Source organism: Candidatus Brocadia sp., assembly GCA_021646415.1.
Lineage (GTDB): Bacteria > Planctomycetota > Brocadiia > Brocadiales > Brocadiaceae > Brocadia.
In genome coordinates, this window is sequence record SOEU01000002.1 from 133,131 (window position 1) to 151,300 (window position 18,170).

Consider the following 18,170-nt stretch of genomic DNA (forward strand, 5'->3'; position numbering starts at 1 on the left):
TGATATATTTCGCGATAAAAAATTGCCGAAGGCCTAATTTAATCCAGAGGTATAACATCGACAAGTTGCCCTGAGGAGAATTTTTCCGCATCTTCGCGGACGATAAGCAGGCAGTTGGCCCGGGTGGTAGCCAGAAGGTCGGCAGAGCCATGCCATTCTACCGGAGAAACCAGCCAATGGTTATTGTGCATGCGGAGGAGTGCGGGGCGGTACTCACGACGCTTTCTCTTAACGAGTATCTCAGTCTCCAAAGACGCCTTTAAAGGAGTCCTGTGGATGCCGGTAAATCCCATCATCTTTCGGATAGCAGGGTAAATGAATAATTCAAAGGTGACAAAAGATGCTACCGGGTTTCCCGGCAGGGCGAAGATGAAAGTCTTATCCTTCCTGCCGAAAATGACGGATTTCCCGGGTCTTAACGCCACCTTCTCAAAATAGATCTTTGTGTTGAAATCCTTCATTACATCTCCTACAAGGTCGTATTCCCCCATAGAGACACCTCCTGAAAGGATCAGGATATCCTTTTGTAAACCCCTGCGCATGATATCTGAAATTTCTTCCTTCGTATCCTTAACAATGCCCAGGATTTCAACCTCTGCCTTTAAACGTCTGGCCTGTGCAGACAGAGAATAACCGTTACTATTCCTGATCTGTGCAATGGAAGGCTTACATCCCACATCCACCAGTTCATCGCCGGTAGAGATGATTCCCACCGTTGGTGCAGTAAATACCTCCACACGGGATTTTCCTGCCATGGCAAGGATGCCAATTTCCTGAGGCCTTATGGGCATACCTTTGAGAAGAACGGTTTGCCCGGACTTCATGTCCTCGCCACGTTTTGAAATGTTGCTGCCCTTGCGAACGGACTTGAGAATTTTTACACGATTATTTGAGAGGTCTTCTGTTTCCTCAAACTTGACCACAGCATCTGCCCCTTCAGGTACGGCGGCACCTGTCATAATCTTGGATGCTTGACCGGGGAATATCTTTTTTTGGGGCATGTGACCCGCTGCAATATCTTCAATGACGGCTAATTCAACGGGGGCAGCAGTAGCGTCTTCCGCAACGATAGCGTACCCATCCATTGCCGAACGGTCAAAAGGAGGCATATCGATATCGGATTGCACATCCTGGGCTAAACAGAACCCCAGGGCATTTTCAAAGGGTACTGTTCTGGGTGACAGTGGCTCGACGGTGTCCGCAACAATCTTTATAGCTGTATCAACGGAAATCATAATTTGCTTATGTTAAATGAAGGGCAACGATAAGTCAAGTATTGTTACGCAAAAAAGTGCACTCTCTCTTTTGAAAAATACTTGACAGAAAGAAATCTAATGTATATAAGGACTTAACTCGTATCAAGATATTTTTGTAACAAAAGGAGATCGTATTGACTTGTTTTTCGATCAAAAGGGCAATCTTCTGGTTAAGCATATCAAGTTTCCTTTATGTCTGTGGTTGCGCCACCCTAAAAATTAAAGAGGGCGTCTTTTCCCCTCGGCACGAAAAATATACGGTAAGCATACCGGGGAAGGGATGGGAGCCGATTCGAATAGGTAAAGAGGATATGGCCTTATGGCATAAACAATATCACTCCATGATTGCCATCATCTCCAGCGATATTGAGAATAAAAAGTTTTCACTGGAGATGCTCAGTAGGCATCTTTTTCTTGGAATGACAGACAAGAAAATCATATCGTTGGAGTCTGTGCTTATGGATAATCAAAGGGCACTGCATACTATTTTAGAGTGTAAAATGGATAATAACAAATTAAAGATCGATTCCTATGTCATCAGGATGGAGGATAAGGTTTACGACCTGGTATGTTGGTCCCCGGCAGATGCATTTGATTCTGTGAAGGGTGATTTTAAGAATATGGTAAGGACTTTTAGATTTACAAATAATAATTCCTTGTGAACATAGGTTTTGTGGGAATATTAAACGATACTTAGAGAAGCAGTTACTTATTATTAAGTGCAGTAAGAATAACCTATGAATATTTTATTATCCATTGATGTAGCTGCCAAAAAATTTATCCTCTCTGTAGGGCAGGTGATTTTGTTAGCTATCAAAGGATTTGTGGGGATTTTTGTACCCCCATTCAACCTGAAACTGGTGCTCCGGGAAATAGATAACTTCGGGGCGGGGTCGCTCCTGCTGGTTGATCTCATTGCCCTTTTTACGGGGATGGTGATGGCTTTGCAGACGATTTATGGGTTAAGTATGTACGGTGCCGAGATATATGTTGGCAGTGTAGTTGCCTTATCCCTTGTCAGGGAGTTGGGTCCTGTCATGGCATCAATCATGGTAGGCGCAAGGGTGGGGTCCGGTATTGCGGCAGAGATTGGCGCCATGCAGGTAACGGAACAGATCGATGCCATGCGTGCACTGGGGGCAAGCCCTGTGAAAAAACTGGTGACCCCCAAGATACTCGCCGCAATGATTACATTACCATTGCTTACGGTTACGGCAGATATCGTTGGGATATTTGGGGGTATGATTATTACGCTGTTTGAGCTTGAGATAGATCGTACTTTCTATATCGATTCCGTTTTAACAACGATTACGATCTCTGATTTATTGAGTGGCATTGGGAAGACGGTGTTTTTTGGGTTACTTATTGCTGTGCTTGGTTGTTATTTTGGCCTAAGAACTACCGGAGGCACAACGGGTGTCGGCCGTTCTACGACCATTACCGTTGTGACCATATCGATCCTGATCCTGATTTCTGATTTTTTCCTGACGAAATTGTTTCTGATCATTTTTTAATTTAGACAATTAAACGTAAAATATTTGATAATTTTAGGAAATAGTTATCTGTGGTATCTGTGTAAATCTGTGTCCAGTTTTATGTCCAGGGTAATTATTGAATTTAAAGATGTCCACAAATCCTTTAACGGGCTTCGGGTCCATAATGGGATAAACTTGTCCATCCTGGAGGGAGAAATTATGTCCCTCCTTGGAGGGAGTGGCTCTGGAAAGAGTGTCCTCCTGAAAGAATTAATCGGGCTTATGAAGCCCGATAAAGGCGACATTATGGTCTTTGGTAAGAATGTGACCCTGATGAAGGAAGACGAACTAATTCAGTTGCGGGAACATGTGGGGATGTTATTTCAGGGGGCTGCTTTGTTTGACTCACTTACAGTATTTGAAAATATTGCCTATCCGCTCCGGGAACACCTTCAACTTACCGAGAAGGAAATTCAGAAACGGGTAGCTGAAAAATTACAACTCGTAGGATTAGGCGGGATTGAAAACAAGATGCCTGCAGAATTAAGCGGGGGGATGAAGAAGCGGGTCGGATTGGCAAGGGCGATTGCTACAGAACCTGATATTATCTTGTACGACGAACCCACGACAGGATTAGACCCGATGACCGCCCAACGCATTAATGAGTTAATCATTGAATTGCAAAAAAAATTGGGGATCACCACGATTGTTGTGACGCATGACCTGCACTGTGTAAAAACCGTTTCCGACAGGATTGCCATGCTTCACGACGGGAAGATTGTTATGGTTGGGACATGGGAAGAACTTGCAACCTCCACGATACAGGTTGTGAAAGATTTTATCAGTGGTACTATCTGTGAGTAAAGGGGACTTTTATGACAAAAGAACAATTTGCTGAATTACGGGCAGGTATCTTTACCCTGATAACGTTAGTAGGCTTTGGTGCCATGGTCTTTATTCTCGGTTCTCAAAAGGGATATTTTGAACCTCAGATTACATTAAAAACGAAGTTTCTGAATGTGTACGGATTGAAGCCAGGTGCCCCGGTAAGATTTATGGGTGTGGGAATAGGACAGGTAAAGGACGTCGCTCTGCCCAATGAATTGCCTTGTACTGGAATTGAAGTGTTACTAAAGGTGGATAAATCGGTTCAGAAGAATATAACCCGTGATTCCTTTGCTACTATTAAATGGTTGAGCTATGTGACGGGGGATTCTTATGTGGAAATTATGTCTGGTGCATGCCTTGAGCCTGTAGTGGAGGATGGCGATTCAATAAAGAGTATAGAGCCGATCAATTATACCGCTGCACTTGAGAACGCTCTGAGCACCGTTGAATCCTTTTCAAAAATTTTTAAAAAACTTGAGGAGGGCGGTTTTGCAGAATCAGTAAACAATATCTCTGCGTCGCTTAATGAAAGTGTTAATGCCTTCCAAAAAGGTAACGGATTACTCTATCTCCTTATGTATGACCCGAAAGGCAAACAACTCATGGAGAATCTGATTAAGACTACCGGCTCTCTGCATGAGATTACCGAAAAGATTGCCGATGGGGAAGGTACCATGGGTGCCCTGATAGCGGATCCGACACTGTATGAAAATCTAAAAAGCCTCCTGGGTGGCGCCGAACGTAGCTTTATCCTGCGCAAGTTGATCCGGAAGAGCATTGAAAAGGGAAAAGAAGAGAAGGGATCGTAAGGACACGGTACCCCGTGTCCCTACCATTTACTATTTTAGTCTTCTGATAAAAACGTGAATTTCCCCATCCTCCTCTTTGATTTCCAGGAGTTCGTTTCCTGTAGTATTGCACCAGGAAACGATGTCCTTCTTGATACCTTCGTCTGTGGCAATGACCTCAAGCACCTTGCCTATTTCAACATCTCTGATTTTGCTGGAAGTTTTAAAGATAGGCATAGGGCACATGAGCCCATAACAATCCAGTGTTTCGTCTGCCTTCATAAGAAAATTCTCACTTTTTGTTTTACGCTGAACGATAATTGGTATCTTATAAAAAATAATCCAAAATTAAAAATACATATTTAAAAGCAAAAAGTATCTCTTAAAACTGTAATTCAGTGTTCATGATGTTCATCGTGTGGATGCGCCTTCTTTTTCTCAAGGCCCTTACCGGTCGTCTTCTTAAGATAATCATCAATGGCTGCTTCAATGGCCTCTTCGGCAAGCACGGAACAATGCATCTTGGCCGGGGGCAGTCCATCTAATGCCTCTGCTACTGCCTTGTTGGTAAGCTGTAAGGCCTCGTCGAGGGTCTTTCCCTTAATCATCTCAGTGGAAATACTACTGGTAGCAATAGCCGCTCCACACCCAAACGTCTTGAATTTCACATCGACGATTACATTGTCCTTGACCTTGATGGACATCTTCATAATATCGCCGCACGCCGGGTTTCCAACCTCACCCACACCATCAGCATCGGGAAACTCCCCCACATTACGCGGATTTGCAAAATGATCCATAACCTTTGCACTGTATTGCATATTCGAACTCCTAATCTCAAAATATTTCCTTTAAAACTATGGTTAAACCTTTCAAAGAGGGCGATTCAAGGGTATCAGCTTTGCCATATGTCTTATGAAGCTGATAGGTGTTATCTTTCAGGAGATAAATTTCTATCTCCTCCTCTTCCGGAAGTACGATCCAATATTCCTTAACGCCAAATCTCGCATAGAGTCTTTTTTTTTGCACCATATCCCGGTAAACACTGTTTTCTGAAATTATTTCTATTACAAGATCGGGTGCACCCTGTATATTCTTTTCACCGATAATACCCAATCTCTCTTTGGAGATGAACAATATATCAGGTTGAACTACGTTTTCGTTATCAAGATAAATATCGCACGGCGCATAAAACACCTCACCGAGGTTATTTTCTGTAATAAACTTTTTCAACATAAATTCAATTTTTCCCGAAATTCTTTGATGGTTGGGAATTGGTGATGGTGTCATGATTAATTCTCCATTGATAAGTTCGTACCTCTTATCATCGGGGGTTTTCAGATAATCTTCATAGGTATATTTTTTCTTTTCGATAACGACCGGTACCATGACAGACCTCCTGGTCTTTTTTCCCTTACGTCTCTTTGGTAAAATTCTAAGACATTAATAAGGCTTTATTTCCCTTTCGTATATAAAGGGGACATTTGCCTTAAACGCTCAACAATAGGGGGTAATTTCTCCAAAACGTATTTGACATCATCCTCGGAATTGTCAATTCCCAGGCTGAAAAGCACCGTACCCTGAGCAAGCGCAGGGTCAACACCCGTTGCCATAATGACATGAGAAGCCTTGAGCGACCGTGATGTGCAGGCAGACCCGCTGGAGATGGCTATTCCCTGCATATCCAGGAACAACAAAACCGATTCGCCTTCAATATACTCTATGCACAAACTGAGGTTCCCCGGAAGTCGGTTTGTTGGGTGTCCATTGACATACACGTGATTTATATTTTTTACTATACCGTCTCTTAACTGGTTTCTCAAGTTTTGAACTGTATTCATGCGCCGGGTCATTTCTGCCTTTGCCAGTTCGGCCGCCTTTCCCATACCCACGATACCGATAATATTTTCCGTCCCCGACCGGCGTCCGCCTTCCTGTACACCGCCCTCCATGAAAGGGAGTATCCTTACCCCTTCTCTTAAATAAAGTGCCCCGACCCCCGGAGGGCCGTAAAACTGATTGGCAGAGATGCTCAGGGCATCGATATGTGCTTCTCTGACATCAATAGATATGTTTCCCGCTGCGGCAACGGCATCGGTATGGAAAATAATGCCCTTTTCCCTGGTGATGGCCCCGATTTCTTTTATCGGCTCAATCGTTCCGATCTCCCCGTTGGCGTACATAACGGATATCAATGATGTTGTTGTTTTTATTGCCTTTTTCACATCGTCCGGATTCACCATCCCATATTTATCAACCGGTAAATAGGTTACTTCGTATCCTGATTTTTCCAATGATTTTAAGGGATTGAGGACCGAAAAATGTTCAATTTGCGAGGTGATAATGTGGTTTCCCTTCTTTTTGTGCGCCGCGAGTATACCTTTCAGGGCAAAATTATTAGCCTCTGTACCGCTCGATGTAAATATGATTTCATTCGGTTTTGCATGAATAAGACTGGCTACGTGTTCCCGTGCTGCTTGTATGGCATCATTCGTAATCCTGCCGAATTGATGCAGGTTTGAGGGATTGCCAAAACCCTCCTTTAAAAATGGCATTATTGCCTCTATGACCTTCGGGTGTATGGGTGTGCCCGAGGCATTGTCCATATATATTTTTGTCATAAAATATTTTCCTGCATAGAGTGAAAAAATTAATTCTGAAAAGTTGGAAATTGTCTGTATTATAACATCTTCTTCTTTTAATCCAACCATTTAATGATGCCATTGTGTATCTCTGTTAGAGCGCAATGGCCAAAAAACTCCGTTTCGAGAGTAATCTTTTTCTCATTATAATCAAGGGAAGATCGGACGCGAAACAGAGTTTCGCATAACCGTGTGTTCCCAAACGGAAGCTTCAACAGATTCAGCACAAGGTTTGGGAACAAGCAGGCGCAAAAAGTTTGGGAAGAAGCAAAAAAGCAGAGCAAGCAAAAATAAGTATATTCTAAGAATGTACCAGAGTTACGTTATTGTTGCATCTTTCCATGCCCTTTTCTCTTCCAATCCTTATCATAAATTGTAATATATTCATTCTTGATAACCACATGCTCTTTTACCTTCCCTTTACTATCGTATATATCGATTACCTGACGTTCTGTCTGATTGTCTTCAACAGGTGGTAAAGATGCACAACCGGCAATGATGATGGATAAGATGGATATAACTACACTTCTTATTGTCATTTCATACTTTCCCAGCCGATTTTAAGATCACTGCAAACCGAATTATATGTCAAATTTACCAGTAATTTCCCATTGACAAATGTTTTATAATTATGTAAATGCGAAGAAATGAGTACAGTAAAGCAAAAAAAGAAGATGGAAAATCCATAAAATTCCTAGAAAAAAATAAAACCAATTCCGATAAAAAAGGACGATTCCTTCTTTTCATCTGCCCCGGTGGATTTAGGTCATACTATTAATGAAATAATTGATGAATTATTGTATGGCATGAAATGTCAGAAATAATCTTTTTGTTTCCTGAGAAGATATAAGGGTGCATTAAAGGTTGCAGCCTGTGACTGACATTTCATAGCTGCCGGTTTTCATGTAATTCCTGAAAGCCAATCCTGAACATCAAATACTTCTCTTAATAATTATATCTGTACGTTTTTTCCAACTCGTTCTGACTAGGAACCGAAACGCTATCGGTGTTCGCAGGTAAGTATTGAACCACGTGAAGTATGCATGGGGAAGATTCCAAAAAATGTTCACATTGAAGTTTTAACAAGATAACACGATAGACGTCGTCGTACAAGTTCAACACGGACAAACGATCAGACTGGGTCAAATGAAAAAATTTGTCTATATACAGTATTTATTGATGAAACGAGGCTCAAATACGGTATAATTTCCTACGAATCAAATATCTTCAATAGAACCAAAATAGAACCAAGGAGGTATACCATGTCATACAAAATAGGGAATCGAAGACAAATAACCTTTTTTCCTCCAACAATAGATGAATACATTGGCCCTGAAGACCCTGTAAGGGTGTATGATACATTTGTAGATGCTCTTAAATTTGAAGAATTAGGGATTGTTCTTCAAGGCGATAAAGCAGGAGCCCATGAATATTATCCTAAAGCGATGCTCAAGCTGATCATTTACGGATATTCCTATGGTAATCGTAGTTCCCGAAGGTTGGAAAGGGCTTGCCATCATAATCTATCGTTTATCTGGTTGGTGTCTGGGTTAAAACCCGATTATCGGACAATAGCCCGATTTCGCAGTGAATATAAAGAGGCTATTAAAAACGTCCTCAAGCAAAGTGTAAGACTGTGTATAAAACTCGATCTTGTAGAGGGGAACACTTTATTTATCGATGGCAGTAAATTTCGAGCAGATGCTTCTATCAAGAATACCTGGACTGATAAAAAGTGCGAAGAGTATCTTGAGAAGATATCAAAGAACATAGATCGTTTGGTAGATGAGGCAGAACGTATCGACCAGCAAGAAGAAGAAAAAGAGTCTTTGGTTAAGATAAAAAAGGAACTGATGGATCAAGAGAAATTACAGGCAACGATTCAGGATATCGCTAAGACCCTCAAGGAGACCAAGAAGTCCTCAATCAATACCGTAGATCCGGATTGTGTAAAAGCGAAAGGACGTCAGGGAACCCATGCCTCATATAATGCTCAAATGGTAGTTGACGAAAAGAACGGTTTGATTGTCTCAAGCGAGGCGGTGAGTGAAAACAACGATCTGAATCAATTTCACAATCAGCTCAAGGAAGCCAGTGAGGTTATAGGAGATAAACCCAGGGTAGCCTGTAGCGACTCTGGCTATTTTAGCCTTGAAGATTTAAAGCAGATACCTGAAGATATCACGGTCGTCATGCCTACACAAAAACAAGCGCAAAAGGAGAATGGCATTCATCCGGTAAAGCCGTTTGACAAAGAGCAATTCCGTTATGATTCTTCCAAAGACGAATATGTTTGTCCTGAAGGAAAGAGACTAACGTATTATGGTTCTAAACCCCGTGAAATGAGTTATAAGGCAAACGGCAAAGATTGCCAGAGATGTCCTCATTTTGGCGTTTGTACTTCATCTCGGTATGGAAGAAGAATTACCCGCATGAGAGAGGAACCGCTCAAAGAGCGCCTTGAAGCTATTTATCGTAGTCGTGAGGGACAAGAAGTCTACCGCTTACGAAAACAAAAGGTGGAATTGCCCTTTGGCCACATGAAACGAAATTTAGCAGCAGGACAATTTTTATTGCGTGGGAGAAAAGGTGTTAATGCAGAACTTTCTCTTTTATCTACCTGTTTCAATATAGCCAGAATGATAACACTTGTTGGAATTCCTGCCCTGATACTAAAGTTACAAGGGGTGTAAAATAGAAAGAGCCGTTGTCTATGTGATATCGATAGTCACTTATCATATTATTTCAGCTTGAAACAACTCGCTTTTGAAAAATAGTGCCTGCTAGGGTTTCTTTTTCAAACTTTTTTGTCAAAGAACAGTTTCATTTGGCACAGTCTGTTTGTTTGTCCGTGTTCGTGCGTAACTTGATGAAAAATAAGATTTAGACGATATTTATTTTAATTGCTGACCATAGAAAGGTCTGGAATGAAAAAGATAATATATATTCTCATAGGGCTTCTTGTAATCACCTTGAATAAACCTCTTTTAGCTAAAACGGATCTCCCCGGACTGGTTCGTGGTGGTCAGTATAGTAAAGGAATTTTGCACAGTATTATTCAGCCCGATTCTATCCAACAATCGTTGGATTCAATTTATAATGTAGGGCCATATCCCCTTTATACCCCTGAATTGACTCCGGGTGAAGGCCGCGAGATTATACAAGGTTATTGCGACTTGTGCCACAGCGTTACGTATATTACCATGCAGCCCCCGCTTCCGGCGGCCACATGGGAAGACGAGGTTTATAAAATGATCAGCACGTACGGGGCTCTTATCCCGGAGGATGAGATAAAGAAGGTTATTGCCTACCTTCAGGCACATTATACCCCGGAAACCCGTAAACAATGAAGTCCACGGGTATCTTTTCAAACCAGATTTACATTGGCTGCATGACCTGTCCTACCGGAAAGTTGGGTCCAGCATAGAGAACGTGCTGTGCCTCGTGTCCCGATAATGTTTATACATAGCGACATAAGTTTACAACTGTCTGTCATTCCGGGCTTGACCCGGAATCCAGCGTTTTTCTGGATTCCCGCTTTCGCGGGAATGACATGCTTGTCCCTGTGAAAACGGGGATTCGTATCTGATTAATGACGCTGTGTATAGCAATTTTAATTAAGTGGGTTTTTTATTAATAGTATTAATTATTGTATTAGATATTATTTCATATCATAACTGGCCGCTCACGTAGGGCATGAAAAATGTTTTTAACCTAACGCCTGAATTTGGCTGTTCTTCTGCCGTATACCTTTGTTAGCTGATAGTGTTTCCTATTTGATTTATTTCGCTGATCGATATACCAATCGCATCAGCTACCCCTTTGCCATAGGCAGGATCGGCCTTCAGGCAGTGTCCTACATGGCGAATTTTGATTTCCTTTGGTGTGTCTGCCAGGGCGCGTGCAGTGTTACTGAAGAGGGCCTCTTGCTGCTCGGGGCTCATGAGACGGAACAGCATGCCGGGCTGGCTGAAGTAGTCCTCATCCTCCCGGTGATTCCAGTGGTCAGCTGATCCCTCCAGGCCGAGGGAAGGCTCGGCGAATTCCGGCTGCTGCTTCCATTCGCCGTAACTGTTGGGCTCGTAACCGGGAGTACCGCCATAGTTGCCATCAACCCGCATAGCTCCGTCGCGGTGATAGCTATGGAAGGGACAACGTGAGGCATTTACAGGGATCAGATGATGGTTCACACCGAGACGGTAGCGTTGGGCGTCGCCGTAAGAGAAGAGGCGTCCCTGCAGCATCTTGTCCGGCGAGAAGCCGATGCCGGGCACCACATTCGCCGGGTTGAAGGCCGACTGCTCCACTTCGGCGAAGTAGTTTTCAGGGTTGCGATTCAGCTCCATTATTCCCACTTCGATGAGGGGGTAGTCCTTGTGGAACCACACCTTTGTGAGGTCGAAGGGGTTGTACGGGCAGGCAACTGCATCCTTCTCCGTCATTACCTGAATGAAAAGCTTCCACCGGGGGAAATCCCGCCTCTCGATGCTTTCATAAAGGTCACGCTGATGGCTATCCCGGTCATTCCCGATGATTGCCTCGGCCTGCGCATCGGTCAGGTTCTTAATGCCCTGCTGGCAGACCAGATGGAACTTAACCCAGTGCCGATCGCCTTTGGCGTTGATGAGGCTGAATGTGTGGCTGCCGAATCCGTGCATGTGGCGGTAGGAAGCAGGTATACCACGGTCACTCATGACAATGGTGATTTGGTGTAGTGCCTCAGGAAGCGAAGTCCAGAAATCCCAGTTGTTGCGGGCGCTGCGCAGATTTGTTCGGGGATCTCGCTTTACGGCGTGGTTGAGGTCGGGAAACTTCAGGGGATCCCGCAGAAAAAAGACGGGCGTGTTGTTCCCTACGAGGTCCCAGTTACCCTCCTCCGTGTAGAACTTGACGGCAAAGCCCCGAATGTCTCGCTCTGCGTCTGCCGAGCCACGCTCCCCTGCCACCGTTGAAAAACGGGTGAAAAGATCGGTCTTTTTCCCAATTTGGGAGAAAATCTTTGCTTTTGTATAACGGGTGATGTCGTGGGTGACGGTAAAGGTACCGTATGCGCCAGAACCCTTTGCGTGCATTCTCCGCTCAGGGATGACTTCTCGGTCGAAGTGTGCGAGCTTTTCCAGGAACCAGACATCCTGCAGCAGCATCGGGCCACGTGGTCCAGCGGTCATTACATTCTGATTGTCCGGAACGGGGGCTCCAGCGTTGTTGGTCAGTTTCTTCTTTTCGTCTTCCATGGTCGTTCTCCTTTTGGGTTTTGAGATTTGGACAGGCTAACAAATTATGATACAGTTTCTATCTTGTCACCAAGCATACTTCTAACTGATTATAAATGTCAATGGGAAAAGAGGGGGCTTGGCATTTATTATTCTGTTTAAGAGCGGAAAAGCCTCTTTTCTATTGCATATATGGTAGCGTATGCGTCCCGCTTGCGCAAAACTAAGAAAGAAATTAGACAATGCAACACGGTATCATTTTAAACCATACGTATCTTCCGTAGTTAAAGGTTATACATGGTTTCGCAGCATGAGTTCCATCGGATGGGGATTGAGATAGTGCTGTCTTTGTAAATAAACGATGTTGTATTTTCTGAGGTAATGTTTTACCAGGGTGATGGGAACAATTAGTGGAATAAAACACATGCGATAATTTTCAATAATTTCAAGTAATTCCTGCTTTTCATCAGCCGATATAAGTTTTTTAAAGTATCCTGAAATATGCAACAGGACATTTGCGTTCTTCTTTGGCGTTGCAAGGAATCTCATTCCTTCCGTGAAACCCTGAATATATGCAGAAAACAGGTCTTCCCGCTTTACCCTTTTTGCACTTGCCACGAGTTGACCCAGGGATGTGTAATGCTTTGGACTATGAGCCAGCATCAGAAGTTTGTGGTTGGTATGAAACTCAACCAGGTCGTTAATGCTCTTAGATTTCTGTATCTTCTGCCATCGCTGAAAAACAAAAACATTCTCAATAAAATTTTCCCTTAACTGGGGGTTGTGGAGACGTCCGTCATCAATTACCGGGGTGAGTGGAAAGTGTCTCATGAAAGCACCGCCAAAGATGCCAGTGCCGCGTTGACTGGGTATACCAGACGGAGTATATACTTTGATACCGACAATGCCGGAACTTGGGGATTTGCTCTTAAAGATGAAACCGCAGAGATTTTCCTGTTCTAATTCTCCGAGTTTTTTCTCTGCCCACTGTAGCATCTTTTCCGTATGGTCAATACCGGTCCTGATGGTTATGAGCCGCGGAGTTTCCGGTCTTCCCACCAGGCGTAAAGGTTCCCTTGGTACGGGAAGTCCGTATTCACATTCAGGGCAAACAGGCACCCATTTGAAATACTGCCCAAGGGTATCCGTTATAAAGCGGTCAAGTTTGTGTCCGCCGTCATAACGCACCTTTTCACCAAGCAAACAGGAGCTGATGCCTATTTTGATTTTTTCATGCATGGTTTCAGGACCCGATAATTCCTTTCACTTCTTTTTCTTCTTCAATTGCAATTTTTACGGCTTCCAGGAGAACCATGGATATAGTGATCGATGCTGTTTTCATGGCAAATAACCTCATTTTAAACTGCTTTGGGCCAGCGTTTTTTGCCTTTACAATTTCTCTCTGTGCTTGCTACCGTGTTTTTGAGACCAGCATCTCTTTTATCTTCATGAGCCTGCTTATATTGGAACGTTCCATTTCGTCCAATTTTGACTTGATGAATTTTATGGAATCCTGTAATTGTGGAATTAATATATATTCCAGGGCGTTTATTCTCCTGCGGATCTTTCCTATCTCTTTTGCCAGCAAACGCATGGATTGCTCAAGTTCAGCTGTCTTTACAATAGAAGAAAAAAATTCCTTAAGTTGTCTAATGGCATCGTCAAGTTCTACAGGTGTATCCATAAGACTATAAGAGGTATTTTCGGTTAAGGACACCTCAAATATGGGTACTTTAATATTCAGTATGCTTCTCTCAAGAATCTTGAGTTCTAATGTTCCTTTCGATTGCTCCAAAGCAGTGGTTATACAATGGGAGGAAGAGGTAATCTGCGCAAGGAGAAACATTTTCATACGATTGGGTAAATCTGCATCCAATCTTTGACGGACTTCTTTGTACGTCCTCACCAAAGTTAAAAACTCTTTCATCAGACCTTCGTTTTTATCTTTCAGGAGTTTGTGCCCGCGCATGGCCAGAGAAAGTCTTCGGCGTAACTTAAAAAACTCCATCCTGGTTGCATTAATTTGTAATTTCATAGTTTATTATTTATTTTGGACACGGATGAGTACGGATTATCATGATTTGGAAAATAAAAACAAAATTATTGTCGTTTGACTGAGCGCTCACGACAAAGTCAGCGTATATCTGCGGAAATCTGCGTTCCCATTAATTCCAAATATGTTTCAGAGGATAAGGGTTTGTAATATTTTTCAATATATTCTTGTTTAATCCTTTTTAATTCTGTTTTCGGTAAAAATCCTAAAATCTTCCAGCCAAGGTTCAGTGTTTCTTCGATTGTTCTATCCTCTTCCTCGCCCTGTTGAAGAAATATTTTTTCAAAGAGTTCGGAAAATTTTATATACTGCACATCCATGGGTGTCAAAGCTGCCTCTCCCAGTACCACAGCCAGTTCTTTGACATTCTTTCCCCTGGCATAGGCCGCATAGAGTTGATTTACCACGTCAAAATGATCTTCCCGTGTCCTGTCCTTACCGATCCCTTTGTCTTTGAGCCGGGAAAGTGAGGGCAAGACGTCAATGGGAGGATATATACCTTGTGAATGGAGTAAACGGCTGAGGATGAGCTGTCCTTCTGTGATATAGCCTGTGAGGTCAGGGATAGGATGTGTCTTGTCGTCTTCCGGCATCGTCAGGATGGGTATCTGGGTAATAGAACCTTTTTTACCTTTTATCCGTCCTGCGCGTTCATAGAGGGTGGCAAGATCGGTATATAAATAACCTGGATACCCACGGCGTCCTGGCATCTCTTTTCGCGCTGCAGAGATTTCACGAAGGGCATCACAATAGTTTGTCATATCCGTGAGTATGACCAAAATGTGTGCATCCTGCTCGTATGCAAGATATTCGGCTACGGTCAGTGCCATACGCGGTACGGCAATACGCTCTATGGTTGGATCATCAGCCAGATTAATGAAGAGTACCGCCCGCTCGATGGCGCCTGTCCGTTTAAAACCCGTTATAAAATAATCAGACTCCTCAAAGGTGATTCCCATGGCTGCAAAGATCACTGCAAATTTTTCTTCGGCCTGAAGCACACTGGCCTGACGTGCTATCTGAGCGGCAATCTTTGCATGGGGAAGCCCGGCACCTGAAAAAATTGGAAGTTTTTGGCCACGTACGAGTGAATTCATCCCATCAATAGCAGAAACGCCCGTTTGTATAAATTCTTTTGGATAATCTCTGGCGCAAGGATTGATCGGATTGCCGTTGATATTTAAAAATTTAGTCGGAATGATAGGGGGGCCTTCATCAATCGTTTTACCTGCACCATTGAAGATCCTTCCTATAATATCGGGCGATACACCAATCTCCATCCCTTTACCCAGGAATTTTACTTTCGCATTATCCCTGGCGATTCCCTGTGTTCCTTCAAATACCTGAATGAGGGCCTTTCGGTCTGCGATCTCCAGTACTCTCCCACGCCGCACCTCACCACTGATTAATTTTATTTCGGCAAGTTCGCCATAAGAAACCCCTTCTACATCCTGTAACAGGACAAGTGGGCCGATGATATCTCGAATGTTCAAATATTCCTTAAACAATTCTCTGCCTCGTAATAAATAATACCAAAACTTAACCACAGATTTCGCAGATTACGCAGATTTTTTTTATTCATCCGAATAATCTGTGTAATCTGTATTTATGAAATCTAACTTATGAATTTCTTATAACAAAGAGACTCTTCACCAAAATTTAGAAGTAATCCTATATCATGACGACTAATAACAAGGCTATTTATCACCTGTGCTTCGTCAACCCTCGTTAAAGATTTCTCAGCTTTTATTTCAACGATTACTTCATTATAAACAATGAAATCAGGGATATAGAATTTCTTTAATTTTCGATCTTTATAGTTTCAAACGGTTATTTTATCTGTCTGGTGTAATACCTCTCTACCTCGTAGTAATTCTTTTAATTCATTTATCATCTTCGTTTCCAGTTTATCAAACTCATCAAGATTCTCTTCTGTGATAAACCGCATTTGGGCAATGACTGATAAGGCCGGTATGGAGATTATGGCTGAAAGCTCAACGTGCGATTGCAACAATTCATTTGCCATGTCATAAAATTTGAGAATTATGGCTAACATAAGGAACTGTTTTTTCAGGGAACTATACGTATCACGGAGATCATAGGCATTCTGATACAGAAAATCTTCGCGGATTATCCGGGCGACTTCCATGCGGAGTCGATCCCTTTCGGAAAGGGATTCTATACCTACTAACCGTACTAATTCCTCCAGTTCAGCCTCCTTTTGTAATATTTCCATTGCCTTCATTCGATATGCCTTCCAGTCCTTATGGACATGAATAGTAGAAAACTCATCCATGACATCTTGGTAAAGGGAGTAGCTGGTCAACCAATTAATCGCCGGGAATTGTCTTTGAGAAGCCAGCCTGTCATCGAGTCCCCAGAAGGCCTTGACAACCCGCAAGGTGCTTTGGGTTACTGGTTCAGACAAATCCCCTCCCGGGGGCGAGACTGCCCCAACCACACTTACACTTCCCTGCCGTCCATCTGAACCAAGACAGACCACATTTCCCGCTCGCTCATAAAAACTGGCAAGTCTGGAACCCAGATATGTCGGAAAACCTTCTTCGCCAGGCATCTCTTCAAGCCGACCGGACATCTCACGCATGGCCTCGCCCCAACGAGAGGTGGAATCGGCCATGAGGGCAACGCTGTACCCCATATCCCGGTAATACTCGGCAATAGTAATTCCCGTAAATATGGACGCCTCCCGTGCCGCTACAGGCATATTAGAAGTATTGGCAATCAATACCGTTCGCTCCATGAGAGGTTCACCCGTTTTCGGGTCCTTTAAGACGGGGAAATCAATCAACACCTCTGTCATTTCATTCCCGCGTTCACCACACCCTACATAAACAATTATATCTGCATCCGCCCAACGGGCAAGTTGATGCTGGATTACAGTCTTTCCACTTCCAAAAGGACCAGGTATGCAGGCAACGCCACCCTTTGTAACAGGGAAAAACATATCAATAATCCGTTGGCCTGTAACCAGGGGAACTGTGGTATGTTGTTTTTTCTTTACCTCCCGCGGTTGTCTTACCGGCCACTTCTGGAGCATAGTCAACTCTTTGGTTCCTGTATCCGTCTCAATCCTTGCAATGACATCCTCTATCGTTGCTTCTTTTTCTTCCATCATAGAAAGCTTTCCTTTAATATCCATTGGAACCATGATCTTATGTTGTACAAGTTTTGATTCCTGGACATATCCAATGACATCGCCGGGAAAGACTTCGTCACCAGTCTGTTTCAAAGGATGAAAATGCCACTTCTTTTTCCTATCCAGCGGTGGATGTTCAACTCCTCTTACAACGTAATCACCATATAAACGATTCAGCGCATCCAGGGGTCTCTGGACACCATCATAAATTCTACCGATGAGTCCGGGCCCCAGTTCTACACTAAAGGCGCCATAAGTAGGATAGGCGGGTTCTCCTGGGCCCACGCCTTCTGTTTCTTCATAGACCTGGATGGAGTATTCTTCACCGCGTATTTCCACCACTTCACCAAAAAGTTTGTAACGACCTACACGAACCATGTCATATATTCGTGTACCGCTTAATCCTTGGGCTACGACAAGGGGGCCAGAAACCTTGATGATTGTTCCTTTATTGGGCATTCAGTAAACTCATAAAATATCTTGAAAAGTCTATAATATTCGTAATCGAACCTGATTTCCTGCCATGAATCTCAGGTTCAGAATACGCGTAAGAACTTATTGATTTTATCAGAATCGCATTTGCCAGCTTTGATGCAAGGAAGATTCAGAATGTTTTACTACTTTTTCTTCATCTTAAGCTCAATCTCCTTTGCCGCACCTTCTTCCAACCTTACCTTTTGTTTGGCCTTCTTGTAACC

At 43.2% G+C, this 18,170-nt stretch carries 18 protein-coding genes; 6 read left to right on the plus strand and 12 right to left on the minus strand.

The annotated features are described in order from the left end of the window. Positions 1-38 precede the first annotated feature (38 nt). Positions 39-1,235, minus strand: coding sequence for a molybdopterin molybdotransferase MoeA (locus E3K36_02330; GenBank protein ID MCF6154091.1), 1,197 nt, complete (start codon positions 1,233-1,235; stop codon positions 39-41). Between the two features lie 155 nt (positions 1,236-1,390). Between E3K36_02330 and E3K36_02335 the strand changes: the two genes are divergently transcribed. The 4 genes from E3K36_02335 (at position 1,391) to E3K36_02350 (ending at position 4,428) form a co-directional block, all read left to right on the plus strand. Then, positions 1,391-1,918: a hypothetical protein gene (locus E3K36_02335; protein MCF6154092.1), complete on the plus strand. Its 528-nt coding sequence runs from the start codon at positions 1,391-1,393 to the stop codon at positions 1,916-1,918. A 75-nt stretch (positions 1,919-1,993) separates the two neighbouring features. Then, on the plus strand, positions 1,994-2,770 hold the full coding sequence (locus E3K36_02340; GenBank protein ID MCF6154093.1) for an ABC transporter permease: 777 nt from the start codon (positions 1,994-1,996) through the stop codon (positions 2,768-2,770). A gap of 81 nt (positions 2,771-2,851) precedes the next feature. Further along, positions 2,852-3,595 (plus strand): ABC transporter ATP-binding protein, encoded by a 744-nt coding sequence (locus tag E3K36_02345; GenBank protein MCF6154094.1) that lies wholly within the window; start codon positions 2,852-2,854, stop codon positions 3,593-3,595. An 11-nt stretch (positions 3,596-3,606) separates the two neighbouring features. Continuing rightward, the gene (locus tag E3K36_02350) at positions 3,607-4,428 is read left to right on the plus strand and encodes an MCE family protein (protein MCF6154095.1); all 822 of its coding nucleotides are present in this window, start codon (positions 3,607-3,609) and stop codon (positions 4,426-4,428) included. 30 nt (positions 4,429-4,458) lie between these two features. On the opposite strand, the gene E3K36_02355 is transcribed toward E3K36_02350, so the two are convergent. From E3K36_02355 to E3K36_02375, 5 genes are all read right to left on the minus strand, one after another. Further along, positions 4,459-4,689 (minus strand): sulfurtransferase TusA family protein, encoded by a 231-nt coding sequence (locus E3K36_02355; protein MCF6154096.1) that lies wholly within the window; start codon positions 4,687-4,689, stop codon positions 4,459-4,461. A gap of 113 nt (positions 4,690-4,802) precedes the next feature. Beyond that, positions 4,803-5,228: a Fe-S cluster assembly scaffold protein NifU gene (gene nifU, locus E3K36_02360; GenBank protein MCF6154097.1), complete on the minus strand. Its 426-nt coding sequence runs from the start codon at positions 5,226-5,228 to the stop codon at positions 4,803-4,805. A gap of 16 nt (positions 5,229-5,244) precedes the next feature. Next, positions 5,245-5,796 (minus strand): Uma2 family endonuclease, encoded by a 552-nt coding sequence (locus E3K36_02365; GenBank protein MCF6154098.1) that lies wholly within the window; start codon positions 5,794-5,796, stop codon positions 5,245-5,247. Between the two features lie 65 nt (positions 5,797-5,861). After that, positions 5,862-7,028, minus strand: coding sequence for an aminotransferase class V-fold PLP-dependent enzyme (locus E3K36_02370; protein MCF6154099.1), 1,167 nt, complete (start codon positions 7,026-7,028; stop codon positions 5,862-5,864). A gap of 344 nt (positions 7,029-7,372) precedes the next feature. Further along, positions 7,373-7,588 (minus strand): hypothetical protein, encoded by a 216-nt coding sequence (locus E3K36_02375; protein MCF6154100.1) that lies wholly within the window; start codon positions 7,586-7,588, stop codon positions 7,373-7,375. Positions 7,589-8,311: 723 nt separating this feature from the next. On the opposite strand from E3K36_02375, the gene E3K36_02380 reads away from it, so the two are divergent. Next, positions 8,312-9,742 carry an IS1182 family transposase gene (locus tag E3K36_02380; GenBank protein ID MCF6154101.1) on the plus strand — a complete coding sequence of 477 codons (1,431 nt, stop codon included), beginning with the start codon at positions 8,312-8,314 and terminating at the stop codon, positions 9,740-9,742. Positions 9,743-9,976: 234 nt separating this feature from the next. Next, positions 9,977-10,399 (plus strand): cytochrome c, encoded by a 423-nt coding sequence (locus E3K36_02385; protein MCF6154102.1) that lies wholly within the window; start codon positions 9,977-9,979, stop codon positions 10,397-10,399. Positions 10,400-10,804: 405 nt separating this feature from the next. Here E3K36_02385 and E3K36_02390 read toward each other — a convergent pair whose 3' ends face one another. The 6 genes from E3K36_02390 to E3K36_02415 form a co-directional block, all read right to left on the minus strand. Next, positions 10,805-12,283, minus strand: coding sequence for a catalase (locus E3K36_02390; GenBank protein ID MCF6154103.1), 1,479 nt, complete (start codon positions 12,281-12,283; stop codon positions 10,805-10,807). A 270-nt stretch (positions 12,284-12,553) separates the two neighbouring features. After that, entirely contained in the window at positions 12,554-13,501 is a 948-nt protein-coding gene (locus E3K36_02395) for a DUF1722 domain-containing protein (protein ID MCF6154104.1), read from the minus strand. A 172-nt stretch (positions 13,502-13,673) separates the two neighbouring features. Then, on the minus strand, positions 13,674-14,297 hold the full coding sequence (locus E3K36_02400; GenBank protein ID MCF6154105.1) for a V-type ATP synthase subunit D: 624 nt from the start codon (positions 14,295-14,297) through the stop codon (positions 13,674-13,676). A gap of 98 nt (positions 14,298-14,395) precedes the next feature. After that, positions 14,396-15,823: a V-type ATP synthase subunit B gene (locus tag E3K36_02405; protein ID MCF6154106.1), complete on the minus strand. Its 1,428-nt coding sequence runs from the start codon at positions 15,821-15,823 to the stop codon at positions 14,396-14,398. A gap of 107 nt (positions 15,824-15,930) precedes the next feature. Continuing rightward, positions 15,931-16,104, minus strand: a complete 174-nt coding sequence (locus E3K36_02410; GenBank protein ID MCF6154107.1) for a GxxExxY protein — start codon at positions 16,102-16,104, stop codon at positions 15,931-15,933. 33 nt (positions 16,105-16,137) lie between these two features. Continuing rightward, positions 16,138-17,931, minus strand: coding sequence for a V-type ATP synthase subunit A (locus E3K36_02415; GenBank protein ID MCF6154108.1), 1,794 nt, complete (start codon positions 17,929-17,931; stop codon positions 16,138-16,140). Positions 17,932-18,170 lie beyond the last annotated feature (239 nt).